The 19,745-nt window shown below is 37.6% G+C and carries 18 protein-coding genes; 7 read left to right on the top strand and 11 right to left on the bottom strand.

Translation table 11 applies throughout. The annotated features are described in order from the left end of the window. The first annotated feature begins 486 nt into the window (after window positions 1–486). The 7 genes from IGI50_RS13250 to IGI50_RS13220 all read left to right on the top strand — a co-directional run bounded on the left by IGI50_RS13250 (window position 487) and on the right by IGI50_RS13220 (window position 13,120). A complete protein-coding gene (locus IGI50_RS13250; RefSeq protein WP_438777269.1) occupies window positions 487–1,980 on the top strand; it encodes a helix-turn-helix domain-containing protein in 1,494 nt (497 codons plus the stop codon). Window positions 1,981–2,391: 411 nt separating this feature from the next. Beyond that, window positions 2,392–3,114 (top strand): pilin N-terminal domain-containing protein, encoded by a 723-nt coding sequence (locus IGI50_RS13245; protein ID WP_438777268.1) that lies wholly within the window; start codon window positions 2,392–2,394, stop codon window positions 3,112–3,114. Between the two features lie 11 nt (window positions 3,115–3,125). Then, complete coding sequence (locus tag IGI50_RS13240; protein WP_438777267.1) at window positions 3,126–4,820, top strand: SpaH/EbpB family LPXTG-anchored major pilin; 1,695 nt, start codon at window positions 3,126–3,128, stop codon at window positions 4,818–4,820. Window positions 4,821–5,371: 551 nt separating this feature from the next. Continuing rightward, the gene (locus IGI50_RS13235) at window positions 5,372–9,211 is read left to right on the top strand and encodes a SpaA isopeptide-forming pilin-related protein (protein WP_438777266.1); all 3,840 of its coding nucleotides are present in this window, start codon (window positions 5,372–5,374) and stop codon (window positions 9,209–9,211) included. Beyond that, window positions 9,211–9,978, top strand: a complete 768-nt coding sequence (locus IGI50_RS13230; RefSeq protein WP_438777265.1) for a hypothetical protein — start codon at window positions 9,211–9,213, stop codon at window positions 9,976–9,978. The genes IGI50_RS13235 and IGI50_RS13230 overlap by 1 nt, the downstream gene beginning before the upstream one ends. Then, on the top strand, window positions 9,968–11,566 hold the full coding sequence (locus tag IGI50_RS13225; RefSeq protein WP_438777264.1) for a SpaH/EbpB family LPXTG-anchored major pilin: 1,599 nt from the start codon (window positions 9,968–9,970) through the stop codon (window positions 11,564–11,566). Before IGI50_RS13230 ends, IGI50_RS13225 begins: the two co-directional genes overlap by 11 nt. Window positions 11,567–11,788: 222 nt before the next feature. Further along, complete coding sequence (locus IGI50_RS13220) at window positions 11,789–13,120, top strand: ISL3 family transposase (RefSeq protein WP_218257583.1); 1,332 nt, start codon at window positions 11,789–11,791, stop codon at window positions 13,118–13,120. 118 nt (window positions 13,121–13,238) lie between these two features. On the opposite strand, the gene IGI50_RS13215 is transcribed toward IGI50_RS13220, so the two are convergent. From IGI50_RS13215 to IGI50_RS13165, 11 genes are all read right to left on the bottom strand, one after another. Beyond that, window positions 13,239–13,880 (bottom strand): CPBP family intramembrane glutamic endopeptidase, encoded by a 642-nt coding sequence (locus IGI50_RS13215; protein ID WP_438777263.1) that lies wholly within the window; start codon window positions 13,878–13,880, stop codon window positions 13,239–13,241. A gap of 477 nt (window positions 13,881–14,357) precedes the next feature. Next, on the bottom strand, window positions 14,358–15,002 hold the full coding sequence (locus IGI50_RS13210; protein ID WP_438777262.1) for a histidine phosphatase family protein: 645 nt from the start codon (window positions 15,000–15,002) through the stop codon (window positions 14,358–14,360). A gap of 411 nt (window positions 15,003–15,413) precedes the next feature. Continuing rightward, a complete protein-coding gene (locus IGI50_RS13205; protein WP_438777261.1) occupies window positions 15,414–15,770 on the bottom strand; it encodes a YxeA family protein in 357 nt (118 codons plus the stop codon). Between the two features lie 188 nt (window positions 15,771–15,958). After that, the gene (locus IGI50_RS13200) at window positions 15,959–16,111 is read right to left on the bottom strand and encodes a hypothetical protein (RefSeq protein ID WP_438777260.1); all 153 of its coding nucleotides are present in this window, start codon (window positions 16,109–16,111) and stop codon (window positions 15,959–15,961) included. An 87-nt stretch (window positions 16,112–16,198) separates the two neighbouring features. After that, a complete protein-coding gene (locus IGI50_RS13195; RefSeq protein WP_438777259.1) occupies window positions 16,199–16,429 on the bottom strand; it encodes a helix-turn-helix domain-containing protein in 231 nt (76 codons plus the stop codon). Window positions 16,430–16,680: 251 nt separating this feature from the next. Further along, window positions 16,681–16,992, bottom strand: coding sequence for a carboxymuconolactone decarboxylase family protein (locus IGI50_RS13190; protein ID WP_438777258.1), 312 nt, complete (start codon window positions 16,990–16,992; stop codon window positions 16,681–16,683). Between the two features lie 136 nt (window positions 16,993–17,128). Continuing rightward, the gene (locus tag IGI50_RS13185; protein ID WP_438777257.1) at window positions 17,129–17,572 is read right to left on the bottom strand and encodes a GyrI-like domain-containing protein; all 444 of its coding nucleotides are present in this window, start codon (window positions 17,570–17,572) and stop codon (window positions 17,129–17,131) included. Window positions 17,573–17,786: 214 nt separating this feature from the next. Further along, a complete protein-coding gene (locus IGI50_RS13180; protein ID WP_438777256.1) occupies window positions 17,787–18,119 on the bottom strand; it encodes a DUF2568 domain-containing protein in 333 nt (110 codons plus the stop codon). After that, window positions 18,112–18,600, bottom strand: coding sequence for a hypothetical protein (locus IGI50_RS13175; RefSeq protein ID WP_438777255.1), 489 nt, complete (start codon window positions 18,598–18,600; stop codon window positions 18,112–18,114). Before IGI50_RS13175 ends, IGI50_RS13180 begins: the two co-directional genes overlap by 8 nt. A 402-nt stretch (window positions 18,601–19,002) precedes the next feature. Continuing rightward, window positions 19,003–19,428, bottom strand: coding sequence for a hypothetical protein (locus IGI50_RS13170; protein WP_438777254.1), 426 nt, complete (start codon window positions 19,426–19,428; stop codon window positions 19,003–19,005). A gap of 117 nt (window positions 19,429–19,545) precedes the next feature. Next, window positions 19,546–19,674 carry a hypothetical protein gene (locus IGI50_RS13165; RefSeq protein WP_438777253.1) on the bottom strand — a complete coding sequence of 43 codons (129 nt, stop codon included), beginning with the start codon at window positions 19,672–19,674 and terminating at the stop codon, window positions 19,546–19,548. Window positions 19,675–19,745 lie beyond the last annotated feature (71 nt).

Genomic DNA, 19,745 nt, shown 5'->3' with positions numbered 1-19,745 from the left:
CGGATGAATCATATATTAATAGGTAAATAACGAGTTTTTAATAACTGATAAAATATAAGTAATGAAAAAGCAAAAGGAAAATAGTTTGGTTATTATGAATATATAAAAGAAAATAGTAAAGAATTTGGGTCGTTACATTAAAGAATTTAAAAAGTAAAAGTAAATTCATCTAGTTAAATTTAATCATTTTATTAAAAATTAAGTATATATGTTCTTAAAATTTGAGTAATTAATTTTTAGAAGTGTCAATGTAATGCGTAATACTGCTTTCGAAAGATTGTGAGAGGGGTAGCAAATGGAAGGGCAGCGACTTTAATTAGTGTGGTATGCGGATAAGGGGATCTGCATTTCATAAATATGGTGAGTAACTGTTGTCAGATAAATAATGAGAGTTGCGCTCTATATGAAGGGTTGGACGATTCTTTCATATAGAAGAAAAATTATTTGCTACGTTTTAAAAAGGGGAAGGACAAAGGGGATGAGGAAATGGATTTCAGAGAGGTTTTAGGAGCAAGCAGTTTAAGACGCTTACGTTTTGTTGAACTACTCTATGCAAGTCAGGTCGGTCTACCGAGCGACCAGCTGCTTGAAGAGCTAGAGTGTTCATTGCCTATCCTGTTGAAGGACGTCAAGATGATTAATGATGAACAGGACGACTTTCACATTGAAAAATTCAAAGGACTTTATCAAATTCAAGTAAAACCACATGTTAGTATCAATCGATTGTACGCGGATGTTCTTCAGCAATCACCAGAGTTTCAGATTATTGAAGAGCTGCTCTATGAAAAATGTTCAAGTATTAGTGACTTAGCTGATAAATTATATCTCAGTGCCTCCAATACGCAGCGCTATTTGAAGAAAATCGAATCGGCCTTTAAGAAAGCGGGGATCAAGCTGGATTATCGCCCTTTACGTATCGAAGGAAAGGAAAGCGTGATTCGACATTTCTATTATCGCTACTTCTTAGAAAAATCTGATCGGTTGGAGTCCTTGTTTGCAGATTTGAAAGATTACCAAATCAAAGCAATTACTGATTTGGTGGATCAATTCATTCAAGTGAATCACTTAGAAAATCGCCATATCTTTAGGAAACGTCTGAGCTATAACATCTATATCAGTTTGTGGCGTATTAAAAATGGCCGTTCTTATCCAAAGGAGGAACTTGTCAGTCCGTTAAGTTTGCCTGATCAAGAAACGCTAGATGCTTTTGAGCGAATGGCGTTAGAAGTCTTCCGCGTTCGTCTGACGGAGGAAGAGATCAAGGATTGTCTATGGCTTTCATATGCGGACATGCTGATATTTAGTGAAGATCAATGGAAATCTGCCATGAAGCAAAGTAGAAGCTACCGAGACCTTTATCAGAAGCACTATGAATTAGTCGAAGAATTCAATCGTTTGTTGGGGCATTCGTTAGAAGAACTTGAGATGAGCGAGCTGACCATTGTTTTGGTGAACGACCAAAGGATGTATTCGCCTAAGGGACGCTATATCGATATCTTGTATCGTCAACGGGGAATCTTTTTAGAAAAAATGATGGAGACCCATTATCAAGCGGTGAAGAAGGTATTAAAGATCGCGGAATCCTTTGTAAAACGAAACCGAATCTATCAAGAAAATGATTTCGCTTGGAACTATACGTATTTGCTGATAACGATGGTCCCTCAAAGCTTGAATCTATTAGCTAACGCGGATCATCCTCTGAAGATATTGCTGCTGTCTGAACTTTCACCAACAGAGGAAACTTTCTTGGCGGAGCAAATCGAAGAACGTGTCTACGGAAACTTTAAAATTCATTTTGTAGAAGAACGTTCTCGAGATACCCGAATCACTACCCATGAATTGAAAAAGTATGACGCCTTGATTACATCTAGCAGCGTGGAGGAAGTGCCTTATGATTACCCAACAGTGATCATCGATCCTTTTTTGACTAGTCAAAATATCGCACAATTACAACAGTTAATCAGCGATCTTTCTGGTTGAGGAGGAATAACTAAAGAATTCATTTCGGAAAGGGTTCTTCTATCCAAATGAATTCTTTTATTTAAAATAAATGAGTTCTACATTTTGCAAAATAATTTAAAAAAAATGAATGGAATAACCATATTAACTTATGGAAACGTGAAAATAACGCATAAAAAAGATGAATATAATAACTAAAAAACACAAAAAAATGAAAAAGCACAAAAAAATAATATCAGGTACTATGGTGATGGATGAAGAAATAAAGAGGAGAAAGTCGGAGGGGGGAGTAGCTGAAATGTGAATGTATTGAAAGATGTACACACATATCAATGCTGATAGGTTTGCTACTAAATGATTCATTTTGAAGGATGAAAATTCTTCATTACTTATCAGCAATTTACTCATTCCGTGACAGAAGGGGGGCTGGGAATGGGAAAAAGAATTTCCTTCATATTTTGTCTGCTTCTAGGAATTTGTTGTTTCGGTATGATGGGTTTTGCAGCAGATGGGCAAGAGGAGCAAGTGGAGTTATGGATTCACACATGGAGTGAAGATGGTAAAAAGGTAGAGGGAACCGACAAACTGTTTTTTGATGTGTATGACTTAACTGCTTGGAGAGAAGAACACGGAGGGGATGAAAAGGAAGACAAAGAACACTTGTTGAACACGTATGCGACAAAAGAAGCGATGGAAAACTTTGTAAAAGAGGAACAATTAGAAAAATGGAATCAATCCGAGCTGGGTGTTGACGGCAGCGGAAATGTTTCATTCGATGTTCCGCGATTTAGTAATGGAAAGGACGCGGCGTATCTGATTTTGGCAAGCGGTGAAACAGGAAGTTATCATATGCTGCCGATCGTTTTATATTTACCGCAAAAGCATCCAGAGATAGACGAAGAAGCGAAACGACTGCTGATCTATGGTAAATACCAAGATATCAGTACACCGTCACCCACCACCACGACATCAACGACTGAATCGAAGGAGGATACTCCCAGCGATAGTCCGAGGTCTTCCACATTAAGCGGTTCAGACCGAACGGGAAAAAACTATCCTTCAACCAATGATTTGGTTCGGAATTTCACGGTATTGGGGTTATTACTAGTAGTTATTGGGCTTTTAGGTTTCAAAAAAATACAAAAGAAGAAATAGGGGGAAAAATAATGAAAGCAAGAGGGAAACTTGTTAGTTTATTAATGGCACTTGTTTGCTTACTGCCTTTAGGCGCGGGCTTACTTGGCTTCGGCGACAGTGCTTCGGCTGCTACGCCTCAAAATGTCAAAGTAACATTACACAAGAAAAAGATGGATGACTTTCCAACAGGATTTCTAAATGATGGTGCAATTAATCCAGAATTCGAAAGTAAGTATGAAGGCTTAGAAGGTGTTGAATTTAGACCATGGGATGTAACAGATACATTCTATGAAATGTTAAGAGCGGAAGGTGTAACAGGATCTGAAACTGATGATGCCTATAAAGAAAAAGTTAGAAAAGTTATGGAGGAAGCAGAAAAAACAGATTTTGATGGCCAGAATTCTAAAGGTGAAGATAAGAAAAAACCTGTAGCTAATGCCGGGGCAAAAACGACTGGACCTGATGGGACTGTTGTCTTTGATAACTTGCCTGATCGCGATGCAGACGGCGTTTACAGAGTTTATTGGTTTGAAGAAACACATAATGATGATAATGAACAATTTAGTCAACTTGTTCTTTTGGCATTGCCAGTTATGAAAGTGGGAACTACAAACGAACCCAATGATGACATCCACTTATATCCAAAGAACAAAGTGGCTAATAAACCTGTCAAAGAACTTTTAGATTCAGAGGGGAAACCAGAAGATCCAGATTTAAAGAATCGTGTTTCTTATGATATCGGTAAAGAAATCAAATACAAAGTAACTTATCAAATTCCTATTCATATTGGCGATTACATTCAAAATCCAGATGGTACAAGACAAACTCGTTATAGTAAATTAGTCTTTAGAGATGAATTGACCCATGAGGGTGTGCGCTTTGTAGATTTTGAATCTATTAAGGTCATCGGAGGCACACCAGAAAACATTAAAGACATTCTTGATTCTCCTACTAGTCTTTATGCAAATGTACAAAAGTTCAATCATGGAAATGATTATGCAGCAAAAGATAAATATGCTGGTTTTGAGATTGCGATGAAATTAGATGACGTAAAAGATTCAGGAGAGTCATCAAGAACAGCAGATTGGCTGAAAAAATATGCAGGGAAAACGATTGAGATTATTTACACTGTCAAATTTACAGAGGATACTCCAATTGATGCGGACATTAATAATAATCTCTATGTAGATTTACAACAATCAGGTAAAACAGTGGTAGAACCATTAGAGCCTGAAAAAACACCTCCTCCAATCACTTCTGGTGGTAAGAAATTTGTGAAACACGACAGTGAAGACGATTCCCAAACATTAAAAGGCGCAGAATTCGTTATTACCAGAAAAGCTGGCGTGAACACTTATTATCTAAAAGGTGATGCAAACGATTATAAATGGGAAGAAGTAGTAGATGATAAATATGAAGGAGCATACAGAATCACATCTGGGGACAATGGTATTTTTGAAATCAAAGGGCTTGCGTATGATAGTTATCAATTAGTGGAAACTAAAGCGCCTGACGGCTATAAGCTAGGTGGTCCATTTGATTTTGTTGTCGATAAAGATTCCTATAATGATCCGGCTGGTTTGCGCCAGGATGTTCCTAACGTATCAAGAGGCGGCTTCTTACCATCTACCGGTGGTATTGGTATCGTGATCTTCTTAGTAATTGGTGGATCATTGATGGCCTTCGCAGTTAATCGCTACCGCAAGCAACAACGCACAGCATAATCTTACGAACGATTCAAAAAGTTCAAAAGTATAAGAAAGATGAGGTAGATACTTTTACCTCATCTTTTTTGTGCTTTTAAAGAGAAGTGATTACTATAGTAAGAAAAGACCGGCTCGCTGTTTAAATACATCAACTGATGATGGAAGAAACCATCTTATTCATAGTTGACTTTTTCTTGAACAAATAAGGAACTATTGTTGGACGAATCAATGGCTAAAAAGTGAAAACGTTCTTTTTTTTCTCATCATTTTCATATAGACCCCAGAAAAATCTATTTCTGGGGTCTTTTTTGTGTTCTTTTGATGATTAATTCAAAAGACGAATTTTTTTTGCGACATTCAAACTTTATTATTCTTTATTTCAAATTAAAAAATTGGATGGAATAACACTAAAAATCATAAAAAGCGATAAAACAACCACAAAATATCCGAATTGAATAACAAAATATTATAAAAAATCACAATAAGCGGAAGAAAATGATATCAGTTATCATATTGTTACGTGGAAGGGAGAGTGGGTGAAAAAAGGAATGAAGGGAGGAAAATATGAAATGAAAAAGAAGCACTTACTCATGTTAGTTGTTCTGCTGTTTTCTTTTATCACAGAAACGCTGCCATCATTCGTTACAGCACATGCTGAGACGACCAAAACAGAATTGATCGACGAAAAATTTTTGAATGTCTCTTACGACTATGAAACAAAAGAAGAATCGACTCGTTGGCGAATCACGTTTAGCAGGCAAAGCGAAGAAAGTGATAAAGAGCAACGGCTCAAATTGAAAGTAACCGATGAGAAAGGAAAGGTGATAACCTATCCAACTATTGATGACATGATCGAAAAAGATGAATGGTTAATTGAAAAAAACTATTCATCCTCAATGGAAGGGCAACTTGTTTTTGAGCTGCCCAAATCAGTAAAAAAACTCAATTTAGACGTTCAGATGGACGAGCAGACTCTTTCTGACAAGCAGGACACTAAAACACAAGAAAATATTTTAGATGTCAAAGAGCCTTTTGTTCTAAAAGTGAACGATACAAAAGATGAAAAGGAAGAAACCGAAACTTCTGAAAGTAAAGCTGCGGTCAAAACCAGCTCTGAAGATTTTATCGGACCGCCGCAACCAGAAGAAACAGCAACGGTATTGGCAACGGCTGTACCGAATAATGGCTTGCTTCAGATGGACCCACCAAAATATACCAATAAGGCGCCAGTCTATACAAATAATAACGGTCTTTATCCTACATGCTACTGGACGCCAACTGGACAATCGAATGTGCGAAATCATCAAGGTGGTTATGAGAGAGAAAGTGGTTGGGATGGTTTAACCCAATGGAGTGTTACACCAGATAACTATACGAACTCTTATATCAAATACGGTGTTGAGAAATCAAAACCAAATATTTCACTACGTAAATATGCAAGTGAAACCTCTAAAGAAGATGAATTCGACGTTCGCTTAAATGTTCGAGGAAGTACGATTGCCAAACCTGGGGTAGATGTTTGTTTTGTACTAGATGATTCTGGATCAATGAAACAAAAAGAAGGCTATATTGGTGGTATATCGAGAAAGACATTAGCAGTCAACTCTTTACAGAAGTTAATTGATAAGTTTAAAGCTGCTGAACCAGAGACAGACAGCCTAAGAATCGGTGGAGTGATTTACTCTTCTTCTGAAGAAACCAAATATCCTAACGCAACCGTAGCACTTTCCAGTAACGAATCTAATTGGCAAAATTTAGTAAATACTTACAGCAGACTTACAGCGGAAGGAAATACTTACACACAAAAAGCGTTAATGAATGCACAAACAATGTTAAATAATGCGAGTGGATCAAATCGACGTAAAGTCATTTTCCTTTTGACCGATGGAGCACCTAACTATAGTGCAATTCCGAAATCAGCGACTGTTGATCCAAACATTTACTATGATGGATTACACTTTGATAGTTATAGCAATATTGCGGTTGGTGACAAATTGGGTTCGACTTTAACTAGTGGGTATAGTCATCCGGCAAAAATTAAAAATGGGTATCCAATTCCAGGCACTAAACGTAGGATTTACAGTCATTTATCGCCAGCGAACTCTACTGCCGCAGATATTAAAAACCAAGGGATGGAAATTTATTCAATCGCGATCAATATCAAAAATATCTATTCTGATTCCGAGGAGCATCCAACATCGGAGTTAGTCAGAGGCTTGTATAAGATGGCATCAAAGAAATCCAATGCTACGGGTGATCAAGAAAGTGACTATCAGTTCTTTCATGCGAACACTACCGGCGATTTTGATCTTTCCTTTGAGGATTGGTTCACATCGGTCATTCAAACAGTTGATAAAGGGGTTATCGAGGATCCAATCGGCGATATGTTTGAGCTAGTTGGAAAACCGACTGTCAAAGAGATTAAAAAGTCTGGTGTGCCAGCGATTGAGACGAGTAAATTGCCAAATGAGCCCAAGGTCGTAAATAACAAGATCACAGTTGATAACATTAACTTGTACGGGAATCAAGAGATTCAAGTAGACTACAAACTTCGCTTGAAGACCGAACTTGATGAATACGAAGGCGGCAAGTGGTATCAGACAAATGGGAAGACGACGTTGCTACCGACCCCAGAACAATCAGATGTGAAATTAGAATTTGGGGTACCTTCAGTCAAAGGAAAGTCGAAAGAGTTCAAGGTTCCAGTTGAGAAGAAATGGTCAGATTCGTTTAAGAACGCAGAGGATTATTGGGGACTTCGAGGAAACAGTGTCAAAGTTATTTTACAAAGAAAAAGTGGAAACTCATGGGTTGATGTTGAAACGAAGACGCTGAATGCAGCGAACAATTGGCGTGACGAGTTCACAGCGATAGGCGGTAGCAATGTTTACAGGGTCGTTGAGGCTTCTCGAACAACAGGGTACGCGAAGCCGACTTCTAATGTGGATGAATTTACAGCCAAGACAGTACCGAGCAAAGGAGTTATTCTCACAAATAAATTGCTGACGGGGAAAGCAGTTATTTGTAAGTACAAGGAAGATGGGAAAACACCATTTACCAAAGATTTACCGAAATTTACAGTGACACGCAAATCAGATGGCAAAGTCTTAGCCGCTGATCTTGAGCCGAACGCAAATGGTCAAGTAACGATTACCGATATTCCGCTAGGTGACTTCATCGTGGAAGAGTCCTATGTACCAGATGGCTACAGCAAGATGGAAGACATAGCGCTTAAAGCGGTGGAAAATAGTGCGGGAACAGGCTTGAACATTACATTGAACGGCAAATCATCGCCTTACAAAGTGACCAATAAGCTATCGAAGGACTTTGAGATTCCGGTGGAGAAACTCTGGTCGGATGAATTTAAAGGAACAGATAATTATTGGGGATTACGAACCAGCTATGTAAGGGTCACCTTGCAGAAACAAAATGGCAGTACTTGGCAAGATGTGGAGACATTGACGCTGACACCGATCGACAATTGGAAAGGGGTATTCCAAGGCGTTGAAGGTGGCAATGCGACCTATCGAGTGGTGGAAGAATCACGGACGATAGGCTATGCCAAGCCAACCTACAATTATGGGACTAGCTTTACGGCGAAAACAATTCCGACAGGCGGTATTAAGTTGACCAATAAGCTGCTGACAGGAAAAGCCGTGATCTGCAAATACGGCAACGATGGAAAGACACCATTTACGAAAGATAAACCGAAATTCTCTGTGACACGTAAGTCAGATGGCAAAGTCTTAGCGACCGATCTTGAACCAGATGCAAATGGTCAAGTGACGATCACGGATATTCCAATGGGTGACTTCATTGTAGAGGAAACCTATGTGCCGGCAGGGCATGAAAAAATGGCGGATATCGAACTAAGAGCGGTGGAAAATGCTGCTGGAACAGCTTTGACGATTACCTTGAATGGCAAATCATCGCCATACAAAGTGACCAATAAATTGGCTGATTTCACATTGAAGATCAAAAAAGTAGATCAAGACGGCAATGAACTAAGAGGTGCCAGCTTTAGGTTGATCGGAACAAATTACGATGAAACCAAAGCAGGCGGACCAAACTTTGAATTTACCGGTTTACGACCGGGTGAATACAGTCTATCTGAAACAGTCGTTCCGAATGGGTATCAAGGAATGAGTGGAACAGTCAGAGTCAGTATTTCGCAAACAGGGAATGTCACAATTCAGCCGAATTCAAGTGTCAGCGGATCAGGTGGGGTAGGAAATCCGAACCTTATTCAATTAACTGTCACTAATAGGAAGCGCGGACAAGGACCTTTGCCATCAACAGGTGGTTCAGGTACCGCAATGTTCTTCAAAGTAGCCATTGGCGTTATTTCAACAGCAGGTGGACTGCTAGGCAGCCTCTACTGGCTTCATACTAAGAGGAGGGGATCGTAATGAAAAAAATGATTCTTCTCTTGGGACTAATTCTGGGGATTTGTAACTTGGGGGTTACTGCTTTTGCAGAGGAAAGTCAGGTAGAAGTACAGATTAATACACGGGACGAAAAAGGCTTCGTGCATGAAGGCACTGAAAACATCGTATTAGATGTTTATGATCTGACTGAATGGCGGGTCAAACGGGCAAGTAATGAGAAGGTGGATAAGGAATACATTTTAAACACGTATTCCACAAAAGAGAAACTGGACAACTTTGTCAAAAGCGAGCAGATGAAAAAAATTACTGAAACACCGCTTTTATTAGACGATACGGGCAGTGTAAAGATTACTCTGCCACGCTATCAAAATGAACAAAATGCAGCCTACCTGATTCTTTCTTCGGGGGAGACAGGAAAATATCACATGCTGCCAATCGTTGTCTATTTACCACAATTGCTGGAAGGCACAGAGATCGAATACACAAGTTTGCTCTTTAATTGCAAATACGATGAGATTCCGACGACGCCTACGACAACACCACCAACGACGACATCATCGTCTACTACTACGCCAACTAAATCGACAGAACCGCCGATAACAGATAGCTCAGAACCAAGGAAAGATTTACCAAAAACAATTGGAACACCAAGCGGAGGGGAGGGACCGAAAAGCTTTCCTTCTACTAATGAGTTGATACGTAATTATTGTTTTCTAGGGTTGTTGCTTATGTCTGTTGGTTTAATTGGGTTGAACAAAAACAAGGGGGAAAAAAATTATGAAAAATAAGAGAAAATGGGTTGCTTTATTGACCACGTTGCTCTGCATGATTCCACTATTAGCAGGGGTGCTAGGTGGAGGAGAAAGTGCGTTCGCAGCTGATTCTGCGAATGTAACGATTCACAAGAAAAAAATGGACGAGTTTCCGAATAGCAGTGTTGAAAATACCGGGGAATTAATGCCAGAATTTGACCGTTATGAAGGATTACCAGGCATTACATTTACGGCTTGGGATATTTCTGAAGATTTCTATGCAGACTTACGTTCGCGTTTGACTGGGAACGAAACAGATGCACAATACAATGCAATTGCGAAACAAGTGATGGATAACTTTGAATTGACTAACGCTCCAAATGCAACACAAGTAGGTGCGGATCAAACAACCGATGCAGATGGTGAGGCAAACTTTGCTAACTTACCAACAAAAAATGCTGATGGTACTTACAAGGTATACTTCTTTGAAGAACAAGCATCTCCAGGTGTTGAAATTGGTTCTTACAAATTGATCTTGATGCTTCCATTAAAAGGCAGCAGCGGACAAGATTTGACAGAAATTCATTTGTATCCGAAGAACAAAGTAGAAGGCGAAAATCCTGAGAAAGAATTAGTGGATGAAAATGGGGATCCATTACCACCACGCCCTGCAGGAGCTTACGACTTTGAAGTTGGACAACAAATCCACTACCGTGCGTCATTTGTTATGCCAAGTCAAATCGGTGAACTTTTAGCTAACGGCACACCTCGTTACAGCAAATTAGAATTCAACGATGCGGTTGACCAAACAGGCGTGAAATTCGAAGGAATTGATCAAATCCTGATGAACGGTACAGCCATCAACGTTAATGACTTTACTAGTGCACCAAACGCAACAACAACTTATACGAATGACGGTACAGATTTCTCAGGTTATGCAGGCTTCAATATCGCAATGAACTTGACAGGTGCGAATGGCCCAACAACAGCTCAATACTTAAGCCAATATGCTGGACAAACCATTGAAATCTTCTACTCCGTTTCATTCACAGATGAAACACCAGTTGATTTGGACATCAACAACGAATTCTCAGTTACGATGAATCACGATGGCGGACAAGATGACAAGAAAACAAATGACCCAATTGATCCAATCACTACTGGTGGTAAGAAATTCTTCAAACACGAAGATGGTGAAACAAATGGATTAGCGGGTGCTGAATTCGTTGTTATCAGAGAAATTAATGGTGTAGAACACTATCTAACAGAAAGTGCAAACACTAAAACTTGGACACAAGTAGCAGCAAACGAAGACTACGCAAATGCGACTAAATTTATCTCTGATGCAAATGGTGCATTTGAAGTAACTGGTCTAGAATACGGCGACTACATGTTACGAGAAGTAAAAGCGCCTAACGGCTTCCAAAAATTAACAGACGACGTTGATTTTGAAATTGACAAAGATTCTTACAATAATGCGACAGCACTACCAATTGCCAACAGCTCTAAAGGCGGCACATTACCATCAACTGGTGGAATGGGTATCATTGCCTTTATCGTAATCGGTCTTGGTTTGATGGCAGCAGCAATCATCCGTTACCGTCGCGTGCAGTTTGAAGTTTAATTGAAAGAGGAAAAAGAGCAAAAGGCTGAGGCCTTTTGCTCTTTTTTGTTTTGATAGCAGGTATGTTATGCACGCCAATCGAATAATTTTGGCTCTATAATATCTAGTGTTGGTGACACCTTCTGTTGCCAACACTTTTTCTTTTTTTTAATAAACGCAAACAGACACCTTGAAATCCTTTAGAATAAAGTCGACGAAAACCATTCAAAGGAGTGTTTCAAGATGTCCTATTCAGAGTTTACCAAAGAGTTACTAGATATTCTAGACCTAAATCTTACCTTTCATGAGAATGCCTTTCGCAAAGAGCGAATCAAGGACGAGACCTGTTTTGTTTTTGATGGCACATTAACCTATCGACCAGAGGAATGCTTTCATTGCCGCTATGAAAATGATCAAACGATCATTAAATGGGGCTGGAAGAAAGTCTCTATCCTATTAAATGACGTCAGTAACTACAAGACGATTCTGCGGATAAACAAGCAACGCTTTAAGTGTAAACACTGTGGAAAAACTTTTTTAGCCGAAGATTCGGTTAGTGATCGTCACTGCTCCATTGCCCGCAGAGTCAAACAAGCCGTTCTCGAACTATTAAGTGAGCCTCTTTCTATGTCCTTGATTGCACGCATGAAACACGTTTCTCCAACAACGGTTATTCGGATCCTTCGCAGCCTTCGGCCTAAAACCATTTCTTTGAACCAGCCACTGCCAGAAGTGTTGTGTTTTGATGAATTCAAATCAGTGAAAAATGTCTCGGGTGCTATGAGCTTTGTCATGATGGATGGCAAAACCCATCAACTGATCGACATTGTGGAAAATCGTCAACTCGATCCTTTACGCGACTATTTCTTGCGTTATCCCAGAAAGGTACGGGAACAGGTACGCTTGGTTGTTTCAGATTTCTATACACCTTATCGTACATTGGTGAAAGATTGTTTTCCGAATGCCCGAATCGTCGCCGATCGCTTTCATATCAGTCAACACATTGGCCGAGCATTTACCAATCACCGAATTCAGATAATGAAGTCCTTTAGAAAGGGCGACAGTCGATCAAAACATTTAAAGAAATACTGGAAACTGCTTCAGAAGAATGCGTGGGAATTGAAGGGGAGACACCGCTACTGGCGACCTTCTTTTCGGGCACATCTAACGGAAGCAGAAATCGTCGATCGCCTGTTGTCTTACGATGACTCCTTAAAGCAAGGCTACGAAGTCTATCAGCACTTTCTGTCCGCTATCAGAAGACGAGATGTTCCTGATTTCACGAAGCTTTTAAAGGAAAATTACAAAGAGTTACCAGAACACTACCAACCAGTGATTACGACCTTCAAAAAGTACCAAACAGAAATCAAACGCGCGTTGCGGGTTCCCTATTCCAACGGGCCACTGGAATGTTTGAACAACCATATCAAAGTACTAAAACGAATGGCCTATGGCTTTAGAAACTTCCAAAACTACCGAGAACGAATCTTTTTGTATCGCGGAAAGTATTTCAAGAAAACCACCCAAATGAACAAGACCAGAACGACAACACGGCTAGACAGAAGAGCTGCCTAGCCGTGTGAATGACTTGATTATTCTATTGAATTTCTTCACCAACACTCATTGACGAAGAGCCATAATTTTCAGATACCAGAAAAAGACAATCGATATTCGATTGTCTAAATTGAATAAATTAATGAGAAAGAAGAAGGGGTAAGAGGATTGCAGAAAAATCGAATAAGACGTGAATAATCCAACTAGTCCAAATTGAATTGCTTTTAATCGCCGCTTGGTTCAAAAAAATACGTGCAGTTCCTTGAATTAAAATAATATGAGCGAGCGTTTGAACAATATTTCCGTTATTATACGCATAGTAATGAGCTGCGCCGAAGATTAATGCGGATAGTAAACTAGCTATTGGTAATTTAAAAGTGCTGGAAAATACTGATAAATAATAAATAGAAAATAACTCTTCCCCTAATAAACTCATAGGAAGTATAAGAAATAACCAAGGTGTTATTTCGTTATTAATTGGATTACTAGAAAGATTCCAGCCAAAAAGATATTTCAAAATTAGTGCAATACCTATGCTAACTACCCAGTTTATTATAAAGTACTTGATAGTATTTTTTATAGGATTGACCGGTTTTGAAAATAAATATTTTGTCTCTTTCTTGCCAAAAGTACTGACAAAAGCAATATAGCTAGCTAATGGTAAAGAGAAAACTGATATTATGGGTAAATTGGCTAGAAGGAGAACTAAACCCAAAACAATAGAAACAGTAGCAATGATTAGTTTTTGAGAATTGACTTCTCTGTAAAATAATTTGTTCATAAAAACTTCCTTTTTCTTTATATTCGGAATGATTAAAACGTTTTAACTATTCCGTCTCAAAGAGTATATCTTATTGTTTTAAGAAATTCTGCGAACAATCTTGTAATGTTTTGTAAGATAAGAATAGTAGATACAAAATATGCTAACTCAGCCAATTGTAGAAAAGTATCTGTCAACAACAATTGAAAAAGCTGCTAAACATTATGGTGTTACAAAAAATCCGAGGTAGTTATGGTTATCAAGCAAATGGAACTCCTAGTAGTGGAGGTAATTTCAATTTATATAAGAGAGGATAATCATAAATAATCTCAAAAATGATCATAGCTGCATTTCTGTTTCTATGTAAGTAGTGTGACATTATCCTTTTCGATATATTTCACACGTCCATATTGGCTGTTGTAAACATCTTGCGCTATATTTCCAGATCCTTTCATAATTCGCATGATCGCCCTGAGTCGCAAAGGCGTACTAAGCTTATCATGGAAGGATAGAAAAACTTTTCCCATCCCATTTAATACAAATAATATCGACATTTTTGATTTTAGGCTTTTTTCGCAACATTTCTTTTGAAAACAAATACTGCAATGTTTTAATAGCAAAAGCATGAGTAACGATCAGGACGCTTGGATTATTCAAGTGAATAAAATGATCACCTGTATCTTTGAGAAAACTTTCCAATCTATCCGTAATCATATGAAACGGTTCAACCATACCTGTTATGTCAGATTTATAAATAATCTCATGAACTTCTGGCAGCCGGAAATTAAGTTCTGAAAAATCATTTTGTATCTGTAATTCATTCATCATACTGGAAATGAACTTATTATTATTTTCTGCTTCCCAGCTGCCCAAACACCACTCACGGAGCCTTTTATCCGTAATAACTTGCAGTTCATTTTGCCCATGTGCAGTTAATATGGTTTTTCCAGTCTCTAAGGCTCTGGATGTATCACTGGAAAATGCAGACGAAAATTGGACATTTTTCAGTTGTAGTCCTAATTGTGTGGCTGTTTGGATTCCTCTTTCAGTTAATGGGGAATCCGCCCAACCTTGTGCTTTATGTAATTGATTAAGTAATGTTTCACCATGTCGAGTAACATAGAAAGTAACTGTTGAATTCATGTTTTATCCTCCGAAAAAATCCTATGTAATTGCTTCACTTTATCGGCAATAATAGAACCAAGAAATTACTAGCAGTATAGCAGAACCACTTGCCCAAAACAACGCTGTAGGAGGATGTAATGTTGACGAAAGAGGCGTTTGAAAAAGAACTATAGGAAGTAAGCTCAAGAAAATTTGCCTACATTGAATGTATGACAAAACTGGGGAAAAAGAGATTGAAGCATATGTTTAAAAGATCCAGTAACCGAAGCTGTTACATAAAAAGGTGATAATTTCAAAAATCGAATAGTTATATAAAAAATTGATCGTACTAAAAAAGCGCAAAGCCCAAATTATTTTGTGCTTTACGCTCAACCATTATACGCAATAAATACCCTGTCATTTTATAAGAAATTGAGATTTAAATAAAAGCTACTTATCCAACGAATGCAACACAGGGGCAGGAACATCATTAGCGTTTACTTCTTCCCAGCCCATGACGCCTTTTTTATCATTCACGTGTAAAACTAGATATGAATTTGGTTTTAACTCTTTATCCTTGGCAGAGTTAAAAGAGAGTGTTTTCTCATGATTCTCTTTCGTATAACTAGGGAGATGATAACTGTATCGATACTGATCCATTCCACCGCCGCTGCCGATATCCACGCGTTTGCCTTCCTGAACTATTTTCGTATAGTAATCCGTGGTTCCATAATTATGATCGTACCAAAACCATGCACCGCCGCAGACTACAAATACTGGGAATAAAAAACCAATTATGCGTCTCATATCAATCATTCCTTCCAAAAAAAAGGATACCTAATAATGAAGGGTTAAAAATCAATCTAAAGTCCGAAATGAAACGAACAGTTTTGTAAGACTGAGAGGGATTTATTAAATGGAAGTAATGGGAGAGTTTATTGATTGCAGATGGTTGTAAGAAGAAAATAAAAAGCTACTGAAAATCAGTAGTTGTCCTAAGAAGCGATGTTCAGTTTTTTGATGGCTTGTTCGATGGTAATGCCAATCGCAAATTCGTGGGGGATATTTTTATCGTAGACGAGAAATCGATTTAATTTGGTATTAAAGAGTACGCAAAGCTGTCGAATCTCTGGGGAAATCTCTGTCATAGTAGCCGCCTCCTTTCTTTAACTATAGTATAGTCTCTGAATGTTGAGTAACGGTTAATTTAATGTAAAAAAAGGGTAGGGACTAGTTTATTCCTCTGTTCTCCCTACTAAGTAATCCAAAGTGACTTGATAAAGAATTGAAAGGTCAATCAATTCGAAAATAGTAGGTAACACTTCGCCTTCTTCATAATTTTCGTATTGTTCTAATGAAAGGTTTAGTTGGTTTGCGACGTGCTCTTTAGAGTAGTCTTTTTTTGTTCGCAGGAAGTTCAGCCTGCACCGCAACGTATCAAGTAGGATGGCTTCTTCGATAGACATAAAATACCTCGATTTCAAAAGGCAGCCAATCACTGGCCGCCTTTAACATTGATCACCACTAGTTTCCGCTAGATGGCTAGACAGGTTGATTTTAGCAAAAAAGGTCGTTGAGTCAACCGCGAACGGCTCAAATAGTTCGTGAACGAGAAAATATTATTTATAAAGAGAATTTTAAAATTGAAGTGATTAAATTGATGTTTAATCAAATAAAAATGCCTAACAATTTTTATTTTAAATTGTTAGACATTTAATTATTCATTTATATCATAGGCTTCAATTGCAGCGGGCAATGCATTAATAACTTCATTTCCAACGGCAGGTAGGCCAACTAAAATAGAACTAATGACTTCCTCTTTTGTTGCTCCAGATTTTTTTGCCAACATAACATGAAAGGGAATTCCGCTTGTTTTCCCTGTCGCGGCGAGGACAGCTAGATAAGATAAATGATTGGTTTTATCATCCAAGGCACTAATATCACCCCAAGTTTGTACTAGCTGCCCAAAAGCTTGTTGATGTTCAGGCGCTTCTTTTGCAAATGTTTCAAATGAATTACTTAGCTTCATATAGGCAACCTCCACTTTTTGAGTAAGTATACCATGAAGAATTTCGACTGTTAAAGAGAAAATAAAGCTAGCTAACGAATGTGGGTCTGTCAAATAGAAAGAGAATCTATGAAAGATTCTCTACATAAATATCATTTCATTTTATTGGTACTAGCATTTCGCATCGTCCATCGTTGATTAAACGAATTTTATACCTCTCTAAAATAGGTCTAGAAAAATCTATTGTATAAGAATCTTGACTTAATAAAGAAGGAAAGGTATTCCAAAAAGCCGAAACAGCGTTGCTAGTATGGTCGATTTGGAAAATTGCGTATTTTCCTGAATCCAATTCTCTTGAGTCCATGTTTGTTATGGCAGTATCCGACTCTACAGCAACATCATAACGACAATGTTCTGCAGAGACTTTATTTGGATCATCTAATGCAATACCGTAGATAACTGTATTTTCCAAGAAGAGGTCTTTTTCTTTCAAAAGAGCCTTTACAGAATTCATTAAAGCATAGTTTTCGGGTCCATAAGCACCCACTCGACGTTTGTAAAATACTTTTCTTGATGGTAGTGATTCAACTGAATAATTCATATAGGTTCCTCCAAATATATTATTGGAAGATTGGCCAATCATTCCCTACATTCATTCTATAGTCATTTAAAATGTTTTTCATCAAAATTTTTAAAATTGATGAATAAGTCATACATTTAGGAGTGCGAAATTTCTTCTGGCAGGAGAATTTAAGTAGAAGAGCTCTTGTAGTTGGGGCTATCCTACTACGAGTCAAGTGAAAAAAAAGGAAAGATTACTTTCCCTGTAGTGCAAATAAATACATGAATAATAAATTTATCATTGCTATAACAATATATAGCAAACCTATTTTTAAACCAAAGATTTTATAAAACGAAATGCTCCCTACACTATAAACAAAAATTTCCAACATAAGTTTGTTTAATCCGGTAAGAACGTGGGGAGATTTTGGAGCACCATAGCGAGCCCATATCAGTGTAATTAAAATACTGAGTATTAAAAATAGTATTTTAATATAAATTTCTTTCTTAATGAAAAGTCCGCTTAGTATCCCTAGTACAGTTACTACTTCTAAGAGAAAACGGATAGATAATATAATTTCAGTCATTTTTCACTTCCTCATCAATTTTCTCACATTGAATTTTCAGGTCGTGTAAGTCCTTTCTTAGTAAAAGTGGTAATTCGGATTGCATCTTGCGTTTCATTAATCTTATAGACAAGCCTTCCAATGATTCGGATACCTCAACTGTGGTGCTTGACTTATTGGTTGTCAACTTCCAATTATGGACGGCGTATGCACCAATTGTTTTTCCAGTCCAACCAAATAAAGTAGTTGTGCAAGTATGAATCTGAGAGTTGTATTTTAAACCATTAGATTTCCACTCAAAATCAGTACCAATACGAATGTTATTGTCGATAGATAATAACTGTACATTACTAATATCTTGACGCCAGGTGGGCCATTCTAAAATATTTGTCAAAATTGACATGATGATTTTCTTACTGGCATGTATTTCGATAGTCTCATGAGCAGTAACCGGGGCCTGATAATTTATTTCTGTATTAAAAACATTTACTGAATTAGTCATAATAACCTCCTTAAAAATACTTTACACTGGTGGGTGAATAATTGAAATAAGGCCGGAGGACCAATTATACGGTTATTGAGCAATTCTATTTGAAAATAATTATAAAAAGTACACATTAAATAAACCTCAGCTTTGTGAAAAAATTTAGCTACGGCTACTTGACTATATAAGTAAATGAATAGTTAGTTGGTCAATTTTTTATTCTGTGGATACTAATAGACAGTTCCTTTTAAAGCCATTGCATAAAGGGACTTGATCAATTTATTAATGCAAGCTACAGTAGCAACTTTGTGCTTTTTATAATACGGTTGTTCCTTTAGTTTGTCGTTAGGAGATGTTAATGATTTTGTGACAGTGCTTACATGAGCGTTCATAAAAACTGGATTTTGTATGCAGTTTTATCTATCGAGTGAAGAACCTCAAAAAAGGAGCAAAAATTAATATGGGTAATAGACCTTTTAGTAAAAAATCAATAAGAATGGGGAGTTGGTAGGAGTCCATTTGAATTCTTACGTTCCCTAATGCTTTGGTAGCATTCAAATCAAATAATTTTTCTTGATTTGAATATTTACCGCAAGAAGGGCAAGAAAATTTATAAAAGGTTGTTTGATTTTTAGGACTAGATTTGTTAATACGTACTGCTCCCTTTATGAGTTTTCGGGCTTCAGGTCCCAATAAGGAATAGCTCTGATCACAAGAGCTGCATCTAAAAGTGTGTTTAGTATTTTCAGAAAATGCTTGTTTATTAATCTTTATGAATAAATTTATTACCCTATAAAAAAAATTTATTGCTAATAGACAAAATAGAAAAATTCCGATGTAAAACATAGTACCCCCCCTTTGTATTTAATTACTAATAATAGTAATTGTAGTACGAAGAATTAGTGAAGGCAATATACAAAAAAGTATGTTATGGGAAGATATCAAGTAAAAAAAGACTCATAATCATGAGTCTTTACGGGTTTTCTCTTTGTCTTTTAAGTTGTTCGTAATGGCGATTCCTGTGATCATTCCACAGCTGGCTATGGCAATCCACCAAATAGCTATGATAGGTAATAGTTGTCGTGCTTTCATTTTAATCACCCCTAATTTAAGTATGCAAGATCTGATACAGCCGAGCAAGTAAAATTGGTGTAAAAGTGAAT

Origin of the sequence: Enterococcus sp. DIV0170 (assembly GCF_051710765.1) — a bacterium.
In the GTDB taxonomy this organism is placed as follows: Bacteria; Bacillota; Bacilli; order Lactobacillales; family Enterococcaceae; genus Enterococcus_A; species Enterococcus_A raffinosus.
Note: the sequence above shows the minus strand (reverse complement) of the source record. Positions and strands in the feature narration are given on the sequence as shown.